We start from the raw sequence: 21627 nt of genomic DNA on the forward strand, positions 1-21627 counted from the left end.
GATCACTCCTTGTCTGCGTATTCGGGGAACAGTTCTTTCAATACATTCAGCACTCGTTGGCGATCCTGGTCTGTCATTTTGTGACCGTTATAAAAAGGTGGAGGATCATCGGTCGCCGTATGCCCTTCTAGAAATACTTTAATATCCTTCATCCGTTCAATGGTGCTGGTTAACTCATGCATTTTTGAAAAGTCAATGTCAATATCAAAATCATCGTATACAGAGCGTATCTTTTCGTTCTCTGAAAGATCTTGAAAGCCGGCACTCTCCAACAGGTTTGCATATGTTACGTTCCCTAAAGCTTCCGCTAACTTTTTTAACGTATCAGGTGTAGGGTTTCGTTTACCCGATTCTAATTGTGACAAGTAGGGCCGTGACAGGCCGGCAGCTTTTGCAAGTGCTGTCATATTAAATCCCGTTTCCTCCCGTAGTTCCTTTAATACTTCGCTGAATTGTTTCATAAGCAACGCCCTTCTCGCTTCGATTTATATATAGGATACCCAAAAAACGTAGCTAATGCAAAATAAAATATTCCAATCGGTTGCATTAGTTACGAATATAGTATAATATGTTTGCAAGAGCTACGTTATCGAGTTTTTCTTGCTACGTGCTTTTAATTTGTGAAGGAGGTAATTGTGATGGAAAAAATCGTACTCACGGTTAAAGAGGTTTCTGAACTTCTTAATGCTTCCACTGCCACTGTATACACCATGGTTCGTTTGAATGAGATCCCACACAGTCGTATTCGTGCAAAGATCGTATTTCATCGACCGACCCTCGAGGATTGGTTGGCGAAAGGCGGAGTGGAGCAGAAGGAGGCAGTCAATGCTTGACTTTACTACTTATTGGACATTCATGGGACCAGTTGCAATTGTATTGAGTTTCTGCATCGGCAGGACCTGGGAGCAGTTAAACGGTGATAAAACTGAATAGCAAAAAATGAACTTTTTGCAGGGAGGGGAGCACTATGGAGAAGCTCGAGGTTACGCTTTACGAGGATTCAATTAAAGAACTGACTGAATACAAAAGTTTACTGAAAGCTAACAGTGAGTTGAATGGAATGAGTTCAGAAAATTATGATCTTGATTTAGAGCATTTCGTGAGATTCGCTATCCAGGAAGCGTTAAGAGCGGAAAGTGAATTGAATAATCAGCTGAATATCCAAAAAAATCATTAAAAATCGCTTCAACCACTAAGGGTGAAGCTAAAACAAACAGGGGGTTTTTACAATGGAAGAAGTTAAAGAGTTGGCGTTTCGTTTTGATGATGCTATGGGAGAGTTTCGGGGTCGTGTAGATCACCTTGATGATCTCCATTCAGAGTGGCTGGATACATCCATTGAATTTGAGGAAGCGAGCTTTGAGTTGGCTCAAATGAAATACGAACAAATGAAAAGGAAGGTTCGCTTAATGGAAACTTTACTACTTCACACTAAGCAAGGCTTTGAAAGTACTTTCAAGGAATTAGCCGAACTTTCAGATGCTCTTTCTATTGAGGTATTGAGAAATGTTTCAGGAAATGATACACCGCAGTCAGCAGATTTCTCAGCTGCAAAAGTTAGAGAAAAATTTGTACAAGAATTTGGACGAGCTCCTCAGAGTGTAGCTGAGGTTGGTAGTTGGATAGAGGAAATTGTCAGCGGAAAACCGCTCCAGGAGGTGGAATGAGCTTTGCGACCTATCAATTCAGTGTCTGGTGTAATGGACTTCAAAACCTGGATTATCCGATACAAAGATAGAGAGAGCCGACGGGGGGATCTTGCTTACGACATAAGCAAAGATGCTCGGTTTCCGAACAGCAGCGATAAGGAAGTATTGCTACATTACTTAAAGCATGTACGACAGGCAATTCCTGAGGCTGTCAGTGCTTTTCGAGAAGCATATAGAGCTTACCGCAGCTATTTACGAATGAACTATGATGCGAAAATGCTCAAGGAGAATGAGAGTTTGGCTAAGCAACTTAAAGAATTAGAGCGGAATCTGATGCACATGGAGGTTCAAATGCAGTTTTCTATGGAGGATGAAACAAAAAAGAACCTAATCCGATAGCGCGGAAAGGTTCGGGTTCAGTTCTAGTATTAGTTTAACAAACTAATGCTGATTTATACAACGTAAGGAATTTAGAATTATTGGCAGTTGGGAGAGGGCTCAAATCAAAAGGAGATGAACCTTCAATGAGTACGACATTCGATATAGATATTGTAGCAAAAAATGACGGAAAAATCAATGAACTAAAATACGATAGAGCAATTTCAATCTCCGTTGGTCACAGTAGAAAATCTACTACTTGGCCCATTGAAAAGCTCAGATGGTCGCAGCTAGTCGATCGCATTAGTAAGCCAATACGAACGCATGAATCATTGACTACTTTCCTTAGTAGTTCAAAACGCGAACAGGATGAACTGAAGGATGTTGGTGGGTTTGTAGCAGGACAGCTTCTGGATAATCGGCGTAAGGCAAACAACGTACTAGGCAGGGATGTACTGACGTTGGATCTTGATAATTTGCAAAAGAACGATTTGAGTACAGTTTTCGAGAATCTGAACACTTTGGGTTGTGCCTATGCAATTTACAGTACACGAAAGCATAAACCGACAAGCCCGCGGTTACGAGTCCTGATTCCGTTAGAGGTTACAACTTCACCGGATCAGTATGAGCCTGCTGCACGTAAAGCTGCAGAACATATCGGGATTGAGTTTGCGGATCCGACAACGTTTGAAGCATCCCGACTTATGTATTGGCCTAGCTGTTCCGCTGATAGTGAGTTCCTGTTCCATTACGAGGACAAGCCGCTGCTTGATATTAATGAAATGCTTGATCTTTACAAGGACTGGACGGACTGGAATGAGTGGCCGAGAGTCCCCGGTTCTGATAGTTCCCATTCAAAACTGATTGCAAAGCAAGGGGATCCAACAGCCAAAAAAGGTGCAGTAGGGATGTTCTGTAAAGCCTATGATATCCATGCAGCTATAGAAAAGTTTATCCCTGAACAATACTCAGCTCTCGGAGATGGTAGATACACCTATGCAGGTGGCTCCACAGCTGGTGGTGCGGTTGTCTATGAGAACGGCATGTTCTTGTATAGCCATCACGCTACTGACCCATGCAGTGGGCGTCTAGTGAACGCTTTCGACTTGATACGCCTTCATAAGTTCAATGATTTAGATGATGAAGCGAGAGCAGATACACCTATTAATAAGCTCCCATCCTACACAGCAATGACAGAGCTTACTTACGGGGATCCACTTGCTAAACGAAAACAGATTGAAGAAGATTTCGGGGGTGATCCCACCCTTCAAGAAACCAACACCGACTGGTTGGACAAGCTCGAATATGATGCGAAAGCAAAAAAGTTCAAGTCCACGGCATTCAACGTGAAATGGATCTTGAAACATGATCCGAAACTTGCAGGGAAGTTCGCGCATGACGCGTTTTCCTACAAGGACATATTGCTAGGCAGTGTGCCGTGGAGAAAAATTCAGAAGCCTGGTGCGATTGAAGATGCGGATGATGCTGGGTTGCGGAACTACCTGTCTGAAGTGTACGGCATAACCGGAAAATCTTTAATTGAAGACGCCATGACTGAAACACTGCTGCAAAACGAGTTCCATCCAGTGCGGGAATATCTGAATGGACTTTCCTGGGATGGTATAGATCGTGTGGACAGGCTGTTCATCGACTATCTAGGTGCTGAAGATACTGAGCTGACAAGAGCTATGACTAGAAAAATGATGGCAGGTGCAGTGGCTCGTGTTCTCAGACCAGGATGCAAGTTTGATTATGTTCTGATGCTAGTTGGTCAACAAGGGATTGGTAAGAGTAGCTTCATCTCATTGCTGGGCGGTGAATGGTTCACCGATTCATTGGAGGACGTTCGAGGCAAGGATGCATATGAACAAATTCAAGGAAGTTGGATCATCGAGCTAGGAGAACTAGCAGCGCTGAGAAAAGCAGATGTAGAAGCCGTGAAGCGGTTCGTCAGTACGCAGACGGACAAGTTCAGACAAGCGTATGCCCGCAGATCTAGAGAGTTTCCACGTCAATGTATCTTCATAGCTTCAACGAACGTGGACGATCCATTGAAAGACCAGACAGGCAACCGCAGATTCTGGCCGGTACAAGTTGGTGTTAACCCTATAGATCTAGCAGCTAGAGACGATTTCCCCAGAGACCTGGTATGGGCTGAAGCTGTAGAGCTCTATAAGCAGGGTGAGAAGCTAACACTACCTAAGCACTTGGAAGAACAAGCGAAGGTCTTGCAAGGCGAGTATACAGAAGAGAGTTCATTCGCGGGTTTGATTCGAGGGAAGCTAGACGAGCCCTGGGTGGAAGAACCTTTCGAAGAAGAGGGCGCAGGAGCGATAAAAGACCAGGTTTGCGCCATGCAGATATGGTGTGAGGTTCTAAAATTCCCAAAAGAAAAATTCAATGCAGCGAAGGCAAGAGAGATCAACAACATCTTAAAGAATACACCCGGCTGGAGAGTCTATCCGAAAAATAACGGGAGGATGGTTCTCGGGGATTATGGTAAGCAAACTGTGTATGAACGGTGGACAGATGGACAGACGTGAAAAACATCTGTCCAGGGTATCTGTCCTAGCTGAAACGTTGGTGTGAAAGGCTCAACTGTGTATAAGGACAGATAGGACAGATGATTTAGTAATAATAATAAAAATACAGATTAGGCAGTATAGGTGCTTATAGCCATATTGCCTAAACAGCCTAATCAGCCTTTTATAAAGTTTGCGCGATTCATCTGTCCTCTGTCCTTTTCTCGAAAAAACAGCTTTTAAGCCCGGTATGAAGCCATTCTTTCAAGGACAGATGATTTGGACAGATGTGTCCTCAAAGGAAATAGGCTGCATTAGTCAGTTGGGTGAGATAAGTGAGGCCCCAAGAGGAGCAAAAGAGGTGAATTCAAATGCTAAACAAAGAATATCGAGGACAAGCATACCAAAATTATAGAGCTGGAATGTCCCACAAAATGAATGCGGCTCAACAAGGTGTGAATGAAAACACAAAAAGGTCTTGGTGTATGCGCTACAAGTGGAAACAACGAGTTGAGGACGAGAATCAACTCATCGAGAAAGAGAAAAGCGTTCATCTTTTCACAAGAAGGTTGCAGAGAATGGATGCCTAAAGGTTGCAACGTTCTCCCAACGGAACAGCAAGTAAAAGGTTGCAAGAAGTTTTGTAGGAGTATCCGGACAAATCGGACACCCTTAAAAGGGGCTAACTTGTGAAATAAACACTATTTACAGTAAAACCTCGGCAAATGTCGGCCAGATTTTCCTTTCAGACCCGCAGACTTCCGAGATTGAGGAGGCGTGCAATGGAGTTATACGGAGAAACATTTGATGAATTTTGTTTAAGAATGTCCGCCTTAACTGCTGCAATAAAAGATCCGTTGTTTGAGTTCGAGTCGGCTCTCGAAATGTACATTTTTGCAAAAGAGAATTTGGAGGAAGCAACATTAAATCACGCTTTCGAGATTCGCGAAGCCTATGCGGATATCCGGCACACACACGGGTTGTTTATGATTCACTGCAAGAAAAAATGTACTCTCAGAGCCCTAACATTGAAAATTACGCAATTAATATCATCGACAGAAAAGAAAGCCATAAGAAGGAAAAAGCTGCCTTGCTGTACTATCTAGATCTCTTTAATTCAGCTTGTGAAATCTTATCTGAGGACGAGCGGGAAATGCTCCGAGCTTATAAAGCAGGCACTATAACCGAAAGCAGTCCTGAACTTACACTTCTTATGACGAAGTTACGTGAAGAGATAGAAAGATTAATGGACCTAGTGGAGATATTAAAAGCGATTAGAATCCTAGCCCATGAAAGGTAGGTGCAGAACTAGTGAGTAAGAAACTAAACGCTTGGTGCGTTGTTCTCCGCCACAAAGACAGCGGTCAATTCTTCACTCATCTCACTTATACAAAGCATGATGTTCTTCTTAAACAGGACATTGAGTCAGTCATGAGACACTATGCCGATCAAGAAGGTCGTTCAGATATCCCGGTGCAGGTTATTTCCTGGCAACGGATTGATGAAGTAGAATAACCCGCCACTCCAGCAAGTGAACGCAGTGATGCAGCCACACGCCGGTCGGCGATAATTTTAAGAAAGGAGGCAGACACAATGGACAATACTAACGTATCCGGATCTGAAAGCAAAGTTCCGTGCAAATTTGAATTTGAAAACCTAATTGACGAAGCAAGATCACTCTCTGAAACAGGGATGGTTGATGTGGTTCTTAGCGTAAATGAATCAGAAGAAACTCAGTTTGGTATCACAAAGAGAAAGCGGTTAATTTTAGATCTGAATCAGGCACAGGATGTTGAGGATGTGGTTTCTAAATTAGCTCCCTTTTCAGATATTCAGCAGCAGATGTTTATACTTCGATATTTATGTAATTTAACTGTTGAAGAAGTCGCTAAAAGATTAAATATAAAGACTTCAAAGGTTGAATTCGGATTAGACCTGATTATAAATATTTATTAAAAGGAGATGGAGACATTGAGATTCAATTTAGAAACAGGCCAGCAATTAGATACATGGAAGAAACAGCTAGATTACGCAAAGATGAACTACAAAGAGGAAGCGCTGGCTCAGGAGAAACAAAAGATTATCCAGGAGATGCAGAACTACTTGAGCACTTATAACACAGCTGTAGCAAAAGCCCAGGAAGAAATCAAAAAGGAACTTTCAGAGCTGGAAAGACCTGTAGCGATTCAGCAACGAAAGCTAAACGCTGAAGAAATCACTCAATTGAACTATGCAACAAAGGTGATGCTCTCTCGACTACAGGGAGCTGTAGCAGGCGGCGCTGCCGATGTTATAGGTGTACTCAAGGACATTGTTGAGCAAGGAGATAGGCAGTCACGTTGGGCTCTTGTAGACAGCATTCACGAAGTATTCGCTACTGTGGAAAAGCTTATTGAAATCCCTGCTAAAGATGAATTAAATGTGAGAGGACGCTTGAAGAGTCAGATTGACGAACAATACAAAGCAGCTATGGACAGCCTCAAGACTCCAGAGAAGTTAGCAGCAGACCAAGCCTACACAGAGAAAAAAACAGAACTCGAGTCTGAACAATTTAATTTGAGTTTTCATAGTGGAAACGCCAAGGCACGTGTGGAACATGAATTAAATGCATTGAAGGGTGACTATTTCTCAATAAGAGAGAAAACGGAACACAACTTCTCTTAAATGTACAAAATAAAAAACATTAATGGAAGAAAGGAAGTGAGAATATGTCAGGTACAACAACTAGTATGTCGCTCCAGGATAGAATGTCCGGTCCATTGTCGAAAATCCTTAAGGCAATGGACAGCACGATCAGAGTCATGGAGCAGCTGGACCAGGCTTCAGATAAATTAGATAGCAAGACACTAGCAAATGCACGCAAAAACATTTCAAATGCTTCTGCCGAATTTGAACGGATGAAGTCTTCAATGGATAGCACTAGCCAGAGTACTTCAAAGCTTTCATCCCAGCAGGAGAAGATGAATGATGCGATTAATCGCATGAAGCCGCCAACAATCTTGGAACGTATGAGAAGCCTTTACTCAAATGTTAGTAAAGAGATTGCTCAGGCAACGACTACACAAGCCAAGTTTGCTGTCGTGTTGAATAGACTTAAACCTACCAACGTGCTAGAAAAACTGAAATCAGTTATGAAACAACATGGCGATAATACAGATAAAGCCTCTAGGCAGCAGGACAGATTCAACAACTCGGTGCATGGAGGCATAGCAGGCATTAAGAATATGGCGGCTGGATTACTTGCTGCAATTGGTGCCTACCAAGCATTTGGAGCTGTCAAAAATGTGCTTACAGACATGTTCAAGCAAGGCGTGAACTTCCACGCTTTCAAACAAGGTGCAGAAACAGCGTTTACTACATTCCTGGGAGACGCAGAGCAAGCAAAAGCCTACATGGACAATATGTATGCCTTTGCATTGAAAACACCGTTCGCCTATCCTGATCTGTTGGAATCATCCCGTAATCTTATTGCGTTCGGTATTTCAGCTCAAAATACGATGCCTATCATGAAGGCTGTAGGAGACGCGGTTGCTTCAATTGGTGGAGGTAACGCAGAGCTCAAGAACATGGCTGATATCTTTGGCCAGATTCAGTCACAGGGACGTATTACCGCCATGGAAGTAAACCGACTGGCTCAGTATGGTGTTAACGCATATGACATTCTAGGTAAAGCAGCAGGTATGTCGGCAAATGAAATGCGGAAAGAGATTTCAAAAGGAACAGTTGATGCAGGTACCGCCATCGCCGCCTTAGTAGACGGGATGGAAAGCAAGTTCGGTGGAGCCATGGAAGGACTGAAAGGCACTATCATAGGCGCACTGGATAGCATGAAATCAGCTATGCGTAACGCAGGAGCTGATATGGTCGAGCCGTTACTGGGAGGACTTACAAAAGGAATCCAGACGGTCACGGGTATGATTAAACAAATTCCAGCGATCATCGGCCCGGCACTAGCTGCCTTTGCTCCATTACTAGATACTTTCAATGAAGTATTTAGCGGAGATCGATTCACTGGAATGATTAATTCCTTGAGCGCTGGATTGTTCTACATTGCTTCAGTTTTCTCTTATACGGGTCAAGTTGCAATAGAAATAGCAGGGTTTATTGCTGATCATTGGAACGCAATTGCGCCAGTTCTCTTTGTAGTAGGTTCCATGATTGCCGCACTCGTCACAGTCGTAGCCTTGGTGGAAGGAGCAACACTCCTATGGGCGGCCGCTCAGTGGGTAGTGAATTCAGCATACCTTGCAAATCCTGCTGTATGGGCAATCCTGATAGTGGTCGGAGTTATTTCACTCGTTATTTATGCCATGTACGCATGGGCGGAGGCGACCGCTACAGCAGTCGGGTATATCATTGGTTCAGTACTCTGGATGGGACAAGCCTTCTCAAATGTCATGCTGTGGATTGCGAACATTGGAATGGCTACTGCAGAATGGTTCGCGAATACATGGAATCAGGCTGTCTTCATGGTTCAAGTTGCTTGGTTTAGTCTAGGTGTATTCATTCATAGTGCGCTAGACCTGATTATCAACGGGATCATATCAGCAGCTCAGGTCATGCTGAACATTTGGAACGATGCCACGTTTGGCGTACAGATGGCCTTTCACGTCATGGCTTCAGCCGGCCTAAACATCATGAGTGGCTTGGCAAGCGGTGTAGTCGGTGTGGTGAACTCTGCACTCGGTGCAGTATCAGCTCTAATCAATACCGCAGTTAGCGGTTTGAATGCCCTGATTTCCACGGCCAACAATGTACCAGGTGTCAATATCGGAGCTATCGGTACCGTAGATTTCAAAGTAAGCAATAAGGCCGGTGCTGCATTAGGAGCGATAGGTAAAGCCCTCCCAGCTCCGAAGAGAAATGCCCCTGCAAGCCTAGGGAAGTATAGCTCAGGTAAGTCTCAAGGAAGTATGCCGACCGCTCCTAAGCAAGTCTCATTCGATCGCAAAGAGTACGGAAATCTCGGAGCTGCATTCGATAGAGGTTTCAACTCTGGAGCAGGTGCTATCAATAAGGGCGCCGACAAGCTTACGGGAGCATTTGACAAGATATCTGGACTGTTCGATAAGCCTGTCTTTGACCAAGAGGCGATCATTGGAAAGTACGATCCAACTAACGGCACTGGGAGTACGCCAGGAGCAGGAGGCAAAGCACCAGGAGCAGGCGGTAAAGCTCCAGGAGGCGGAAAGAAAGCACCGGGCGGAGCAGGAAAAAAAGGCAATAACCCAACCGGTGGGAAACTAGACAAGGTAGGAAAGATTGACAGCGACATCAATATCGCGGATGAAGATTTGAAGATGCTGAGGGATCTTGCTGATCGTGAAGCAAACAGAGTATTCATCACGCTCAATCCTTCTGTCAATTTCAAAGATGTTACAGTCCGGGAAGAGGCAGATATAAATAAAATCATTAATAAGATTGAAAAAGCGATGGTAGCGGACGTTGCAAGAAGTGTAGAGGGTGTGTACACGTGATGGGCGCTGGAGTGTATCTAAGCGCTAAGAACGATACTGAAGGTTTCCGTCTACCAATCAACCCAGAAGAAATCAACGTGAAACGAGCGGGAGCTGGCGAGTCTTTTAAGATCGCCAAGCTCGGCTCAGTTAACGTTCCGAAAGACCCGGAGCTTCAGGAGTTTGAACTGGAATCCTTCTTCCCTGCACGCGAGACTCATTACAGCAATGTCGACTTTCAAGAACCTCAAAGTTACATCGATAAATTGAATAGGTGGCTGGAATCCCAAGAGCCGATTCGATACATCTACGTGAATGGTTCGTTCTCCGTCAATGAGATGGTCACAATCGAAAACTTCGAGTACTGCGAAAGCTACGGTACTGAAGATGTAGATTATGAGCTTGAACTCATGAAGTATGTAGACTTCGGTCCGAAGCAATTGAAAATCGAGAAGCCGAAACCGGATAAAAAGGCGCCGCCAAAGGTGACGGCATCTAAGAAACCTTCCCGACAAACGAAGAAGCTTATCCCTCAAACCTATTCATTGGTGAAGGGGGACAGCTTGTGGAAGGTGACGCAGAAGTACACAGGCAACGGTGCTAACTATAAGAAGCTTCAAACACTCAATGGAATCAGGGACAGTCAAATCCGAAAGTTACCCATCGGGTTGAAGCTGAAGATTCCGGCTGAGTGGATTAAATAAAAGGGAGGGGAATAAATTTGTCCACAAATAATGTAGTGACTTTCAAGGATAAGAACGAACATAAAGAATCTTGTGGTGTTTGCCGCAAACCTATGACAGAAAAGCGATACCGCGCCAACGGTAAAATTATTATCTGCCAGTACTGCTATAACTCAGCCAAAGCAGGTCACGAAGCACTGGCTGAAGAAGCACGCAAAGGCCTGGATGAACTAGCAGAACTGTACAAAGCAGGAAAGATTGATCCTGCTATGCACGAGAGAACCCGTATTTTCTTGAATGAAAACGGACGTTTAGTCAAGTAACAGACACAGGGGGAGCAGTATCGCATACGTGAAGCTGTTCCCCCGAATGCCTATAAAAATAGAAAGGGGAATGTCGAATGATCAAAAGACATAGAGACTTTGCAGATTATTACATTGAACTTGCCAATACCGAAAAGGCAGCATTAAAAGCAGGGTACAGCGAGTCTTATGCTCGAAGCCGTGCTTATGAATTGTTGGAACATCCAGGAGTGAAAGAATATATCCAGGAACAAATGGAACGGATCAGCTCTGAAAAGATTGTCCAAGCAAATGAAATCCTAATTCACTTATCTTCAGTAATGAGGGGAGAGGCACTTGCCCCTGTGTTGATCGGTGTAGGTGGCGGTAAGCAAGAGGTGGTTATGATTCCGTCATCAGCAACAGAACGCCTCAAGGCTGCAGAACTGCTAGGCAAGCGTTATTTTATGTGGACTGAGAAACATCATATCGAAATGGCTGGCGCAGTAACATTCATAGATGATATAGGTTCTGAATACGATTGAAACCTTAATGCTTCTAGATACGTATGACTGTCTAAAGGATACAAAAATGTAATGGGGAGGAATGGGAAGCATGAAAAAGATCATGGTGACTTTGTTGTTTGTCTTGCTCTTGTCTGCTTGTGGTTCTAGTTCAGGTTCTGATTTAACGATGCAATCTTTCATTGATGCTTATGAAGCTGAAGGGGTAACGGTAGATCCAGCAGAGAAGCCGCACTTTGCAATGATTGGAGCTAGAGACGGAATAATATTCTATAATGAACAGAATCCAGTGAAGATCTACGAGTTCAAAGATAAGAAATCGATGGATGCAGTAGAAGAATCGCTTGCAGTGGCTGCCGACTGGGAACGAAACGGATTGTTCATGCTAGAGACTTCAGACCAGAAAGCCATTGAAGTTTTCAAATCAGTGAAATAGTAAAAGCACCCGTCCCATAGTGGATAGGTGCTTTTTTCTTGTCTGAATCGGTCAATCCTGTTTTTCTTCCGCCCCGCCAGGTCCGCGAGCCTCTAACTCAGCGCGCTCTTTCTTTTTGTGTGCCGCAATCAATCGGGGGATAGATGTTTTGTAAAAGAACTGCCACATGGCGTCCTTAGTTTCTTTAGTAACCGGGAGCTTCATGTCGGTACACTCCTTTCTGTAGATGCAATGTTTAGTATGGCCAGCTTTAGGTGCAAAATCCAACAGAAGCCGGAAAGGTTCTGCTGATGGTATCAGAAATTGCCTGGCGTTCGAGTGATATGATATTCCAAGTAATCCTCAAAACCTCCCATTGTTGGCTCCACCACATATTCTAGGAATGCAGAATCGGGCATATCCCCATTGATGTAATCGCGGATCATGTCATACTTGTCTGGATCAGGATAGTAGGGGAAATAGAATCCTCCGCTGACTAGAACCCAAACTCCGCAATCCAAGTAGAGTGTGTGTCTGGTACCTCTCATTTTCCCTGTGATGAAAGGGTTCTCCTCACTGTAAATCTGGTCGTAATCTTCAACATCGAATTGTAGCTGTGTTTCGTTTCCCATTTGAAAAGCTCCTTTATATTGTAGCTTGTCAAGCGACGTTCTCTATATAGTAGAGTCTTCTAATAGAATTATTCGCGGAAACGAGGAGCACAGTCGAAAAAGTCCTGTAGCTAAGACCAAATAGTGAAAATTAAAGTGTTTTTGTGAGAAAGCAAAAGCACCCATCCATAACGGACAGGTGCTCATTTTCCTATTTGTTCCAATGACTGACCACAAATTCAGAAACTGTATCCTGAACTTTTTCAGCACCAACGCGAACTTCATCCACAAGATATGAGAGGATTGCGGCGTAAGATATTCTCTCACTGTATGGATTCCCTGCATTGATGTACTTCAACACCTTCTCCAATTCTTTCATTCGTTTGTCGTCCAGATTCTCTTCTAGAAATTCCTTCGCAAAATCATTCACAAAATCCACGTCGCGTACAGTTGCATCGAGCAGCAACGTACAAGCCTTAGAGACAGAACAACCCATTGCATAAGCGACAGCTTCCAGGTCCGAATACATCCCCTGTGTAACTCGTGTGGATATTCTAACCGTCTTTTCGTTATTGCTCCGGCGACCAACCGGGATCCGATTGTTATCTCCCATATAAACGGTGCTGCCTATCCTGGTATCTCGCAAAAAGTATTGTGACAGATGGCTCAACGGTTTCTTTCGTTGTGAGCCGTCAATGAGTATGGCTTCGATTACGTCTTTTACTGGCGCGTCTGTTATGAAAGATAGGCGATAGATGCAATCACGTAACTGGACGGTGACGGTGGGCTTAATATCCCTCTTCCGATCACTCCGAGATTGTCTGCTCCCCACTCCCCCAACTCCTCTTCCTTCTAATTTGGCTACTTAGCCCATGTACACTGTTCTTGTGTACATGGGATAAACCATCATACGGTGGGGGAGAGGGGGATATTCCTACTTTTTATTGCTTCGGCTTCTTCTTCAATGGAATCCCGTACTTTTCAGCGTTTTTAATGATAGCTGCAGCTGTTTTACTGGTGTCCTTTTTACTCATCTCCATCACTCCTTAACAAGAGTGTGGACGGTTTAGGAATAATCTATACACGTTTGCCGTAGGATGTAATACCAACGCAATACACAGCAGCCGGAAAACTCCGGAGATATTACATGCGTAATACAAGGAGGGCTTTGAATGAGTAAATTAATCTTAGGTATCGATGCAGGAAACCACACAGCTAAAATCGCTGGACCGTATGGAATGGATTCGTACCGTACAGCAATCTGTGATTGGTTCGAACGCGACATTGTGGAAAGCCATGGTGCTGACGATATGGAATTTGAAATTGATGGACGAAAAGGTTTTGCGGGATCCATCGCTGTTTATGAAGATGAGTTTGGTAGAGCTTCGATGTTTGGAGATACCAAGGCTCATGAGGATACAAAAATCCGTGTGCTGTTGGCTATCTACCGCTACGGTAAAAAGTATGGAATCGATATAACAGACGTTAGCTTAGTCACAGGACAGCCGATTGTCTCCCACAAGCCAACAGATAAGGAAGCAATTCAGCAGATGCTCGTAGGGACGCATACGCTTCATGTGAACGGAGAGACGCAGAGTATTCATATAGTAGAAACTGGTGTAGCTGCAGAGGGCAGTGGGGCGTATTGGAGCAGTCCGGAGGGTGGAACTGTACGAATCATCGATGTCGGGAGTGGCACGGTCAACGCGGCCACAATCATTGATAAACGGTATATCAACAATGCGAGCGATACGTTCAATTTCGGAATGGAAACCGTGAATAACAAAGAAGACCTCGCCAGTGTTGCACGAGGTATCATTCGGAATACATCTCGCTTAAAGTGGCATCGGAATGATTCGGTATATGTTTGTGGAGGAATTGCGAAGGATATGCTCCCGTTTATTCAAAGCCACTATAGTTCCGCACAGCTTCTACAACCCATGCTGCAAGAAGGCAATGCAGTAACTGTTGCCGATCCGGTTTACGCAAACTCCATTGGATTTTACAAATTAGCAAAGGGGGCGTTTGGGTGAGCCGAAAAGTTAAAACAGTCAGCTTCAGTCTCGTGAGTGAATACGACACCAGGTTGCTCACGTATGCGGAAGCTGACGAACGGGGCAACTTCAGCCAATACGTTAAGCGGTTGATCGATGCAGATATGAGCAAGACTCCTATTTATGCGCAGGTGCAGGAGCATATAGAAACTAAACCGACTGATGAAGATGCGGATGCTATGAGCGGGTTTTTGTGAAATGTTAACTACAAAAAAGCGCCAGTCCAGTAGTGGATAGCTGCTTTTTACTTTACTAAAAAATCGTCTGGGACCTTACAGCGTGTCTTGTGCGGTTTTTGCAAGAAGGCTATGCTTCTCTATAAATGAATGCCATCGTGCATGTTAACTATTTCCTTGCTGTTGATTCATCCATTCTTTTTTGTAACCAATCCAGAAGAAACTGTTCCGCTTCCTTTGCGGGATACAACCACTTGCCTCCTACTTTCGCTTTTGGGAAATCAGGATCGTGGAAGAAGGTATCTTGAATCGTGTTCCAACTCATTCGACAATGTTTCTTCAAGTCGTCTGTGTTCCAAAAAGTCTGTTGCCTTTCTAGCTTGTCTAATCGTTTCTGAATCTCATCTTGTAGCAATTTCTCAACATATTCTTCATCAATGGATATTTGAAGCATTTGTATCATCCTTTCAAAACTTGTGCATTTATAAAGGACGTCCTATTGAATATGAGGTTACTTCAAATAAACTGTGGGGCAACAATGGGGCAAAAGTGGGGCAACAATTCCTTATAAACGTTTACAAAGCGTTATAAAACACTATTCATCTGCCTTGTAAAAGCCGCGAAAAGTGCATTGTAAAGCTATTCCTGCTATCTGGTTATAACCGCCTAGACACCTTGACAGGGTAGAGGTCGCTGGTTCGAGCCCAGTAGGAATCATTGGGTGCCAAACCCACGGAAGTATCGTCGGAACAACGATACTTCTCCACAAGCAGTCCTATTAGGCCGTATGCCTAGGGACTGCTTTTTTGTGTTTTGTTTACTAGCGTGCTAAGAAATTAAAGTGGATGCTCAATATATAAATTTTTTTAAAACACATTTACCTCTATACTTGCAGTTTCGAAATTACGGAGCACAAGTAAAAGTCTATATATGTTCAAATTATGACAGCATCTTCTATACTTCGTCATAATATGACATCTATCACTAGTATCCTTTTTACTTGTGGTGTAAGTTATCGGAGAGTAGATAGCTGATTCCGATATGAAATTGACTTTTAGAGGAGAAGTATGAAATGAAGAAAATCGCTTGGATTACGGATACAGCTGCGCAACTAGAGGATGCTTTCATTCAAAAACATGCGATTCACATATTGCCCCTGGGCGTCGTTTTTTCCGATGGGTCTTATAGGGAATCCATCGATCTTACCCAGGAAGAGTTTTACGCAAAATTAAACGCATCAAAGACTTCACCAAAAACTTCACAGCCGGCAATTGGAGAGATGCTTGCTTTGTACGAAAAATTGCAGTCAGAAGGATACGATTCTGCAATTGCTTTGCACTTATCAAGTGGTCTCTCGGGTACATTCGAAAGCGCACAGGCCGCTTCTGAAATGACGGACTTCAAAGTGTACCCTATCGATTCGAAAATCGGTTCTTTCCCGATGGTGAAAATGATTGAAATCGGTAACGAACTGTTTGCAAATGGGAAAGACGTAGAAGAAGTTGTGGCAGCCATCAATGAGATAACCACTAAATCCAACTTGTCCTTTATACCCGATAGTCTGAACCAATTGCATAAAGGCGGACGGGTATCGGGAACACAGACATTCTTAAGTAATTTGCTGAACATAAAAGTGATCATTAGTTTTGAGGACGGAAAACCGGTCATGAAAGAGAAAGTCCGTTCAAATAAGCGAGCGAAAGATTACGTGACTTCTTTACTTATGACGGACATGGATAAAGGGACTGTACCGGAAGTAGCTGTTATTCATTGTAACAATAGTCCTGACGCTGAAATTTGGATGAGAGAGCTAATGCAACAGTTTCCCGCTTTGAAAGTTGACGTCGTTCCACTTAGTATTTGCGTCGGTGTTCATGCGGGTGAAGGAACTACAGGTCTAAGTTGGATTGCTTATTAAGGTTATAAGCTTTGTATAGGTGAGTCGCTGTATGACGATCCCGAGTTCGCTTAAGAGGCTGTAAAACGATAGAAAGATAAGATATGGGGTACGAATCCGAAAACGGTTTCGTACTCTTTTTTATTCAATGGGATACTTAGTTAATGAGTGCCGGAATTCCTTCAACTCAAAATTGGATGTAGATGACCAGGGTAAATCGCCTGGTAGGATAACGAGTTTGTCTTCAGTTGAAAATAAGGTGTGAAAAACATTGCTGCAGTGTGAAGGAGCATCATCAGATCTCGGGCCCAGGCAGGAAATAAAACCTGTCAAAGTCAACGCCGTGATCAGCAGAGCAGGGGAATTCTTTTAAGACTGGCTATGATAGAATAAGAAATGAATTCAACTTGAAGGTTCCGTATCTACAGGATGAATTGCTGATGAACATCAACACATTTTCTTTCCATTTACTGCTATGCAACATCTTGAACAGAGGAGGTTTTTCTTATGAATGTGGAACTGAACCTGCCATTTACATACGATTTTGATCGTGCGCTAGAAAGACTATCAGGAACACCGGTAAATAGCGTGGATCTTCACCTGAGATTGGCGCGTATTCCAATGGAAGAGGGGAATCTGGTCACGGTCCAAGCAACAGGGACATCAAAGGAACCGGATTTCATTATAGAAGGCGTTAAGGATGAGGAACAGCTTGCTCATATTAAATGGATTTTCCACTTTGAAGAATCCTTGGACGGAATTGCGGCTCATTTCGCTGAAACCGATCTTGCACCAATCTTCCAAGAACATATAGGCACACCGCTTGTCAGAAGCTTTTCACTTTATGGAGAACTGATGAAGAGTATCATCCATCAGCAATTGAACCTGAAGTTCGCGAACACGTTGCTCATGAGATTCATAGAAAAATTCGGTTCCCAGCAAGAGGGAGTATGGAGGTATCCGAGTCCTGAAAGGATAGCCGCTGTTACAGTTGAAGAGCTCCGCGAATTGCAGTTCAGTACCCGGAAAGCAGAGTATGTGATCGGGCTCTCGCAAGCGATTGCTGCAGGCACACTGGATCTTGAGTCGCTGCGGTCAAAAAACGATGAAGAGGTGACTGCAGAGCTGATTGCTTACCGCGGAGTCGGCCCTTGGACTGCACAAGGTTTTCTGATGTTTGGCCTAGGCAGACCGAACCTGTTTCCAACAGCAGACATCGGTCTCCAGAATGCACTTAAGAACCTGTGGAAATTGGATCGCAAACCGACACAAGACGAAATACGTGAGCGCTTTTCCGACTGGTCCCCTTATTTAAGTTACGCGTCGTTATATCTTTGGAGAAGTATTGAAGTCCCAGCGTGTGAAAAATGATAAAAGAGAGCTGATGGAGTGAACTATATCACTTAGTCGGCTCTCTTTTAATATGGCGGCAGGTGCTGGATGCCTCCTGTAAAATAAGTTATCGATGCATCTACGATAAAAACTTATTGAAAATTCAAATTCCCTATTGCATACTAACTATTCATTAATGTATAGTTGATTCATATCTTGATAATATCTGAAAATTCCATTCTGTCTGAAAGGAGTACGTATGGCTCAATTTCATCTAACACCGGATTCTGTTCAAGAAGTTTTAGAAACTCACGATGAAGACGTGATCGTGACAAATCACCAAGGCATTATTGTAAAGGCGACACGGATAAGTGGTCAGAGTTATGGAATACGAGCTGAAGAGTTAATCGGAAAGTCGGTCTATGACCTTGAAAAAGAAGGGATTTTCTCTCCTGCTATTACACCACTCGTTCTTAAAGAAAAAAAGAAAGTAGTCCGGATTCAAGAAACGAAGAGTGGTTCAAAGATCTTAATTACTGGAATGCCATTTTTTAATTACAAGGGCGATGTAGACTATGTCATTAGCTATTCTTATGATGTTTCTGAATTGCTTGTCATCCAGGATTATATGAAAGAAATTGAATATGAAATGTCGAAAGTTCGGGAAGAAGTACAGTATCTGCGTAATCAAATGTTTGCTGAGAACGATTTCATTATGAGAAGTAAAAGTACACAAGAAGCCTTCATGAGGGCTCATCGGATAGCTACACTTGACGTATCCGTGATCTTATATGGAGAAGCGGGCACAGGTAAGTCCACAATTGCTAAAGAGATACACAAAGAAAGCACCCGAGGGAATGGACCGTTCATTGAATTGGATTGTGCAACCATCCCAGAATCGTTACTGTTAAAAGAACTTGTTGGAGAACGGGCAGATAATGGCTCACCAGTACCTGGCCTTCTGGGGATTGCTGAAGGCGGTACATTATTTTTGAAAAATATCGATAGAATGGCACTTCATTTACAAACCAAGCTCGCGAAAATTGTAAAAGAAGAACGTTTTTATCCAATAGGATCTGTATCCTCCCGTACTTTGAATGTGCGCTTTGTATCCTCAACGGATATGGATTTGAAGGAAGCGGTCATTCATAAAACCTTCTTAAGTGAATTATATTACTTGCTCAATATTGTACCTATCCATATAGATCCATTAAGAGAACGGATCGAGGATGTAAGCGCTCTCATCTCTCATTTTCTGAAGATGTTCTCTTTGAAATACAAATCGGACAAAATGGTGACGGAACAACTCTTTGCTCAGCTCCTGCAGCTTGAATGGAGAGGGAATATCCAGGAACTTCGTCATGTCATTGAACGAATGGTAGTTCAGAGCGAAGGGAAAGTAATCGACGTCAAGGATTTGCCATTCGAGTACAGAAAACCAGAAGATGAGTTTCCCGAGTTCGATTTTGAAGGAGAAACGCTGCCGGATATTCTCGAGCAAGTAGAGATGCAAGTAATCAATAGAGCTAAAAAGCGTTATAGGACCACTACGGAAATGGCAAAGATTTTAGGGATCAGTCAACCTTCTGTTGTACGAAAATTAAAGAAATATACTCAAGCAGAATTCGATTCATAAATCATGCGTTGAATTAATATTCATAATGATGTATATTAATTCAAAAGTGAAAAGTAGAAACTACTATTTGGAGGTCATTTTATGCAGAAGCAGACAGACAGAGAGCAAAGTTGGGTGCACATGGTGGATTCGATTGGAAACTTTCTCGCACCGAGTATGGCTAAGGATCACCCGAACTTGCCTGTAACAAAGGCGGAAGGTTGTTATTACTATGGGGTGGATGGAAAAGAGTATTTGGATTTCACTTCAGGTATAGCAGTTGAAAATGTAGGTCATCGACATCCGAAAGTGGTGCAAGCGATTAAAGATAGTGCAGATCATTTAATCCATGGACCGTCCGGTGTCATCATCTATGAGTCGATTTTGAGATTGGCTGCAGAGTTGCAAAAAGTATTGCCGCCTAAGCTAGATAATTTCTTTTTTGCAAACAGCGGCACGGAAGCGATTGAAGGAGCTCTCAAGCTTGCGAAGTATGTAACGAAACGACCTTACGTGGTCTCTTTCACTGGATGTTTTCACGGTCGCTCGATGGGAGCGCTTAGTGTAACAACTTCGAAGAGTAAATACAGGAAGCATCTTCAGCCTTCATGGTTATCTTACCAACTGCCTTATGCACTCCCTGAATATTTACCTGAAGGAGCGGATCCCGATATCTTTTTCGCTGATAAGCTGGAGCGGGATGTCAAGGAATTATTTAGCCATCAAGTTGATTCGGAAGAAGTTGCCTGTATGATTATTGAACCGATCCTCGGTGAGGGCGGTTATATTATCCCTCCTGCATCCTGGCTCAAGAAAATACGGGAAATCTGTGATCGCCACGGAATTTTACTTATCTTCGATGAAGTCCAAACAGGATTCGGCCGGACAGGGAATTGGTTTGCCGCTCAAACGTTTGGCGTGACACCGGATATCATGGCGGTTGCCAAAGGAATTGGCGCGGGATTACCATTAAGTGCAACGATTGCTTCAAAAGAACTGATGGATCAATGGCCGCTTGGATCACACGGTACAACATTCGGCGGTAATCCAATTGCCTGTTCTGCTGCGCTTGCTTCCTTAGAGATTATTAAAGAAGAGCAGTTGCTGAATAATGCACAAGAGATGGGTGCCTATGCAATGGCTAAATTGCTTTCGATGAAGGAAGAGTTCCCTATGATTCGCGATGTACGGGGAGTCGGACTTATGATCGGTATCGAATTAGGTGATCCCATTACAGGAGAAGCCTCTGGGGAAGTCGTTATGGACGTTCTCGATAAGTGTTTGGCTGATGGTGTGCTCTTCTATCTGTGCGGAAATTCAGGTGAAGTGATTCGAATGATTCCGCCACTGACGATTTCAAAAGAGCAAATCGATACAGGACTTGACGTGTTGAAAACTGCAATCCAAACTGCTTCACACTAAAGGGGGAAAAGCAATGTCCGTTGCGTTCAAAGGGGAGAAGACAAGTTCGAAAAATGCTGTTTGGAAGTTTATTGTTCCATCGCTTATTGGTGTACTACTATTTTTAGTACCCATCAAAGTGAATGGAGAAGTGACGATCGGAGTTGGGGTCCTTGCGTCATTTCTTTTGAAGAGTACAGAGGAGTACATTCCATATTTCATTTTAGTTATGCTGTTTGTAACGGTGACATTGACGCTGATCACAGTAGCTTTCAAGCCGGGAGTGATAACAAACCGTCCTTTCTTGAAAAATGTTTTTCAGGTAGGTTGGTTCGGTATTACGATGCGCGTCTTCGGTCTGGCAGTCGGAGTGATGGCTTTCTTTGAAATCGGGCCGGAATTCATCGCTTCCCGTAATACGGGCGGGGTCGTCCTCTATGACTTAGCACCCGTTTTACTTACATGGTTCTTGTTTGCAGGTATTTTACTTCCGCTCTTAGTTGAATTCGGTCTGATGGAATTTGTCGGCGCGTTATTAAAGAAAGTCATGCGACCGTTATTTACTCTACCCGGCCGCTCTTCCATTGATACGATGGCTTCATGGATGGGTGCGGGGACTGTCGGTGTGTTAGT

At 43.5% G+C, this 21627-nt stretch carries 26 protein-coding genes; 21 read left to right on the forward strand and 5 right to left on the reverse strand.

Annotation, left to right across the window (positions count from 1 at the left end; genetic code table 11):
• Positions 1–2: 2 nt before the first annotated feature.
• The gene (locus tag ABE021_RS10090; protein WP_430288445.1) at positions 3–461 is read right to left on the reverse strand and encodes a helix-turn-helix domain-containing protein; all 459 of its coding nucleotides are present in this window, start codon (positions 459–461) and stop codon (positions 3–5) included.
• Between the two features lie 177 nt (positions 462–638).
• On the opposite strand from ABE021_RS10090, the gene ABE021_RS10095 reads away from it, so the two are divergent.
• From ABE021_RS10095 to ABE021_RS10160, 14 genes are all read left to right on the forward strand, one after another.
• Entirely contained in the window at positions 639–833 is a 195-nt protein-coding gene (locus ABE021_RS10095; protein WP_430288447.1) for a helix-turn-helix domain-containing protein, read from the forward strand.
• A 134-nt stretch (positions 834–967) separates the two neighbouring features.
• Positions 968–1177, forward strand: coding sequence for a hypothetical protein (locus ABE021_RS10100; protein ID WP_430288448.1), 210 nt, complete (start codon positions 968–970; stop codon positions 1175–1177).
• A 52-nt stretch (positions 1178–1229) separates the two neighbouring features.
• Positions 1230–1667 (forward strand): hypothetical protein, encoded by a 438-nt coding sequence (locus ABE021_RS10105; RefSeq protein WP_430288449.1) that lies wholly within the window; start codon positions 1230–1232, stop codon positions 1665–1667.
• A gap of 3 nt (positions 1668–1670) precedes the next feature.
• Positions 1671–2048: a YozE family protein gene (locus ABE021_RS10110; protein ID WP_430288450.1), complete on the forward strand. Its 378-nt coding sequence runs from the start codon at positions 1671–1673 to the stop codon at positions 2046–2048.
• A 125-nt stretch (positions 2049–2173) separates the two neighbouring features.
• Entirely contained in the window at positions 2174–4570 is a 2397-nt protein-coding gene (locus ABE021_RS10115; protein WP_430288451.1) for a VapE domain-containing protein, read from the forward strand.
• Between the two features lie 761 nt (positions 4571–5331).
• Complete coding sequence (locus ABE021_RS10120) at positions 5332–5655, forward strand: hypothetical protein (protein WP_430288452.1); 324 nt, start codon at positions 5332–5334, stop codon at positions 5653–5655.
• 205 nt (positions 5656–5860) lie between these two features.
• Positions 5861–6064 carry a hypothetical protein gene (locus ABE021_RS10125; protein ID WP_430288453.1) on the forward strand — a complete coding sequence of 68 codons (204 nt, stop codon included), beginning with the start codon at positions 5861–5863 and terminating at the stop codon, positions 6062–6064.
• Between the two features lie 78 nt (positions 6065–6142).
• A complete protein-coding gene (locus ABE021_RS10130) occupies positions 6143–6505 on the forward strand; it encodes a sigma factor-like helix-turn-helix DNA-binding protein (protein ID WP_430288455.1) in 363 nt (120 codons plus the stop codon).
• A gap of 15 nt (positions 6506–6520) precedes the next feature.
• Positions 6521–7213: a hypothetical protein gene (locus tag ABE021_RS10135; protein ID WP_430288456.1), complete on the forward strand. Its 693-nt coding sequence runs from the start codon at positions 6521–6523 to the stop codon at positions 7211–7213.
• A 44-nt stretch (positions 7214–7257) separates the two neighbouring features.
• A complete protein-coding gene (locus ABE021_RS10140; RefSeq protein WP_430288457.1) occupies positions 7258–10026 on the forward strand; it encodes a tape measure protein in 2769 nt (922 codons plus the stop codon).
• Complete coding sequence (locus tag ABE021_RS10145; RefSeq protein ID WP_430288459.1) at positions 10026–10709, forward strand: LysM peptidoglycan-binding domain-containing protein; 684 nt, start codon at positions 10026–10028, stop codon at positions 10707–10709. Before ABE021_RS10140 ends, ABE021_RS10145 begins: the two co-directional genes overlap by 1 nt.
• Positions 10710–10726: 17 nt before the next feature.
• Positions 10727–11011, forward strand: a complete 285-nt coding sequence (locus ABE021_RS10150) for a hypothetical protein (RefSeq protein ID WP_430288461.1) — start codon at positions 10727–10729, stop codon at positions 11009–11011.
• Between the two features lie 77 nt (positions 11012–11088).
• Complete coding sequence (locus ABE021_RS10155) at positions 11089–11514, forward strand: terminase small subunit (RefSeq protein WP_430288463.1); 426 nt, start codon at positions 11089–11091, stop codon at positions 11512–11514.
• A gap of 70 nt (positions 11515–11584) precedes the next feature.
• The gene (locus ABE021_RS10160; protein WP_430288464.1) at positions 11585–11929 is read left to right on the forward strand and encodes a hypothetical protein; all 345 of its coding nucleotides are present in this window, start codon (positions 11585–11587) and stop codon (positions 11927–11929) included.
• A 51-nt stretch (positions 11930–11980) separates the two neighbouring features.
• Here ABE021_RS10160 and ABE021_RS10165 read toward each other — a convergent pair whose 3' ends face one another.
• The 3 genes from ABE021_RS10165 to ABE021_RS10175 form a co-directional block, all read right to left on the reverse strand.
• The gene (locus ABE021_RS10165; protein ID WP_430288465.1) at positions 11981–12133 is read right to left on the reverse strand and encodes a hypothetical protein; all 153 of its coding nucleotides are present in this window, start codon (positions 12131–12133) and stop codon (positions 11981–11983) included.
• Positions 12134–12225: 92 nt separating this feature from the next.
• On the reverse strand, positions 12226–12540 hold the full coding sequence (locus ABE021_RS10170; protein WP_430288466.1) for a hypothetical protein: 315 nt from the start codon (positions 12538–12540) through the stop codon (positions 12226–12228).
• A 190-nt stretch (positions 12541–12730) separates the two neighbouring features.
• The gene (locus ABE021_RS10175; RefSeq protein ID WP_430288468.1) at positions 12731–13351 is read right to left on the reverse strand and encodes a hypothetical protein; all 621 of its coding nucleotides are present in this window, start codon (positions 13349–13351) and stop codon (positions 12731–12733) included.
• Positions 13352–13691: 340 nt separating this feature from the next.
• On the opposite strand from ABE021_RS10175, the gene ABE021_RS10180 reads away from it, so the two are divergent.
• Entirely contained in the window at positions 13692–14552 is an 861-nt protein-coding gene (locus ABE021_RS10180; protein WP_430288470.1) for a ParM/StbA family protein, read from the forward strand.
• Positions 14549–14770, forward strand: a complete 222-nt coding sequence (locus ABE021_RS10185; RefSeq protein WP_430288472.1) for a hypothetical protein — start codon at positions 14549–14551, stop codon at positions 14768–14770. The genes ABE021_RS10180 and ABE021_RS10185 overlap by 4 nt, the downstream gene beginning before the upstream one ends.
• A gap of 148 nt (positions 14771–14918) precedes the next feature.
• On the opposite strand, the gene ABE021_RS10190 is transcribed toward ABE021_RS10185, so the two are convergent.
• On the reverse strand, positions 14919–15203 hold the full coding sequence (locus tag ABE021_RS10190; protein WP_430288473.1) for a DUF771 domain-containing protein: 285 nt from the start codon (positions 15201–15203) through the stop codon (positions 14919–14921).
• A 618-nt stretch (positions 15204–15821) separates the two neighbouring features.
• On the opposite strand from ABE021_RS10190, the gene ABE021_RS10195 reads away from it, so the two are divergent.
• The 5 genes from ABE021_RS10195 to ABE021_RS10215 all read left to right on the forward strand — a co-directional run.
• Positions 15822–16667 carry a DegV family protein gene (locus ABE021_RS10195; protein ID WP_430288475.1) on the forward strand — a complete coding sequence of 282 codons (846 nt, stop codon included), beginning with the start codon at positions 15822–15824 and terminating at the stop codon, positions 16665–16667.
• 486 nt (positions 16668–17153) lie between these two features.
• The gene (locus ABE021_RS10200) at positions 17154–18017 is read left to right on the forward strand and encodes a DNA-3-methyladenine glycosylase family protein (RefSeq protein WP_430288477.1); all 864 of its coding nucleotides are present in this window, start codon (positions 17154–17156) and stop codon (positions 18015–18017) included.
• Positions 18018–18237: 220 nt separating this feature from the next.
• The gene (locus tag ABE021_RS10205) at positions 18238–19614 is read left to right on the forward strand and encodes a sigma 54-interacting transcriptional regulator (RefSeq protein ID WP_430288478.1); all 1377 of its coding nucleotides are present in this window, start codon (positions 18238–18240) and stop codon (positions 19612–19614) included.
• An 81-nt stretch (positions 19615–19695) separates the two neighbouring features.
• Positions 19696–21015, forward strand: coding sequence for an aspartate aminotransferase family protein (locus ABE021_RS10210; protein WP_430288480.1), 1320 nt, complete (start codon positions 19696–19698; stop codon positions 21013–21015).
• A gap of 13 nt (positions 21016–21028) precedes the next feature.
• The coding region (locus ABE021_RS10215; RefSeq protein WP_430288482.1) for a nucleoside recognition domain-containing protein at positions 21029–21627 on the forward strand (599 nt) is incomplete at its 3' end.

Source organism: Sporosarcina gallistercoris, assembly GCF_050459885.1.
Lineage (GTDB): Bacteria > Bacillota > Bacilli > Bacillales_A > Planococcaceae > Sporosarcina > Sporosarcina gallistercoris_A.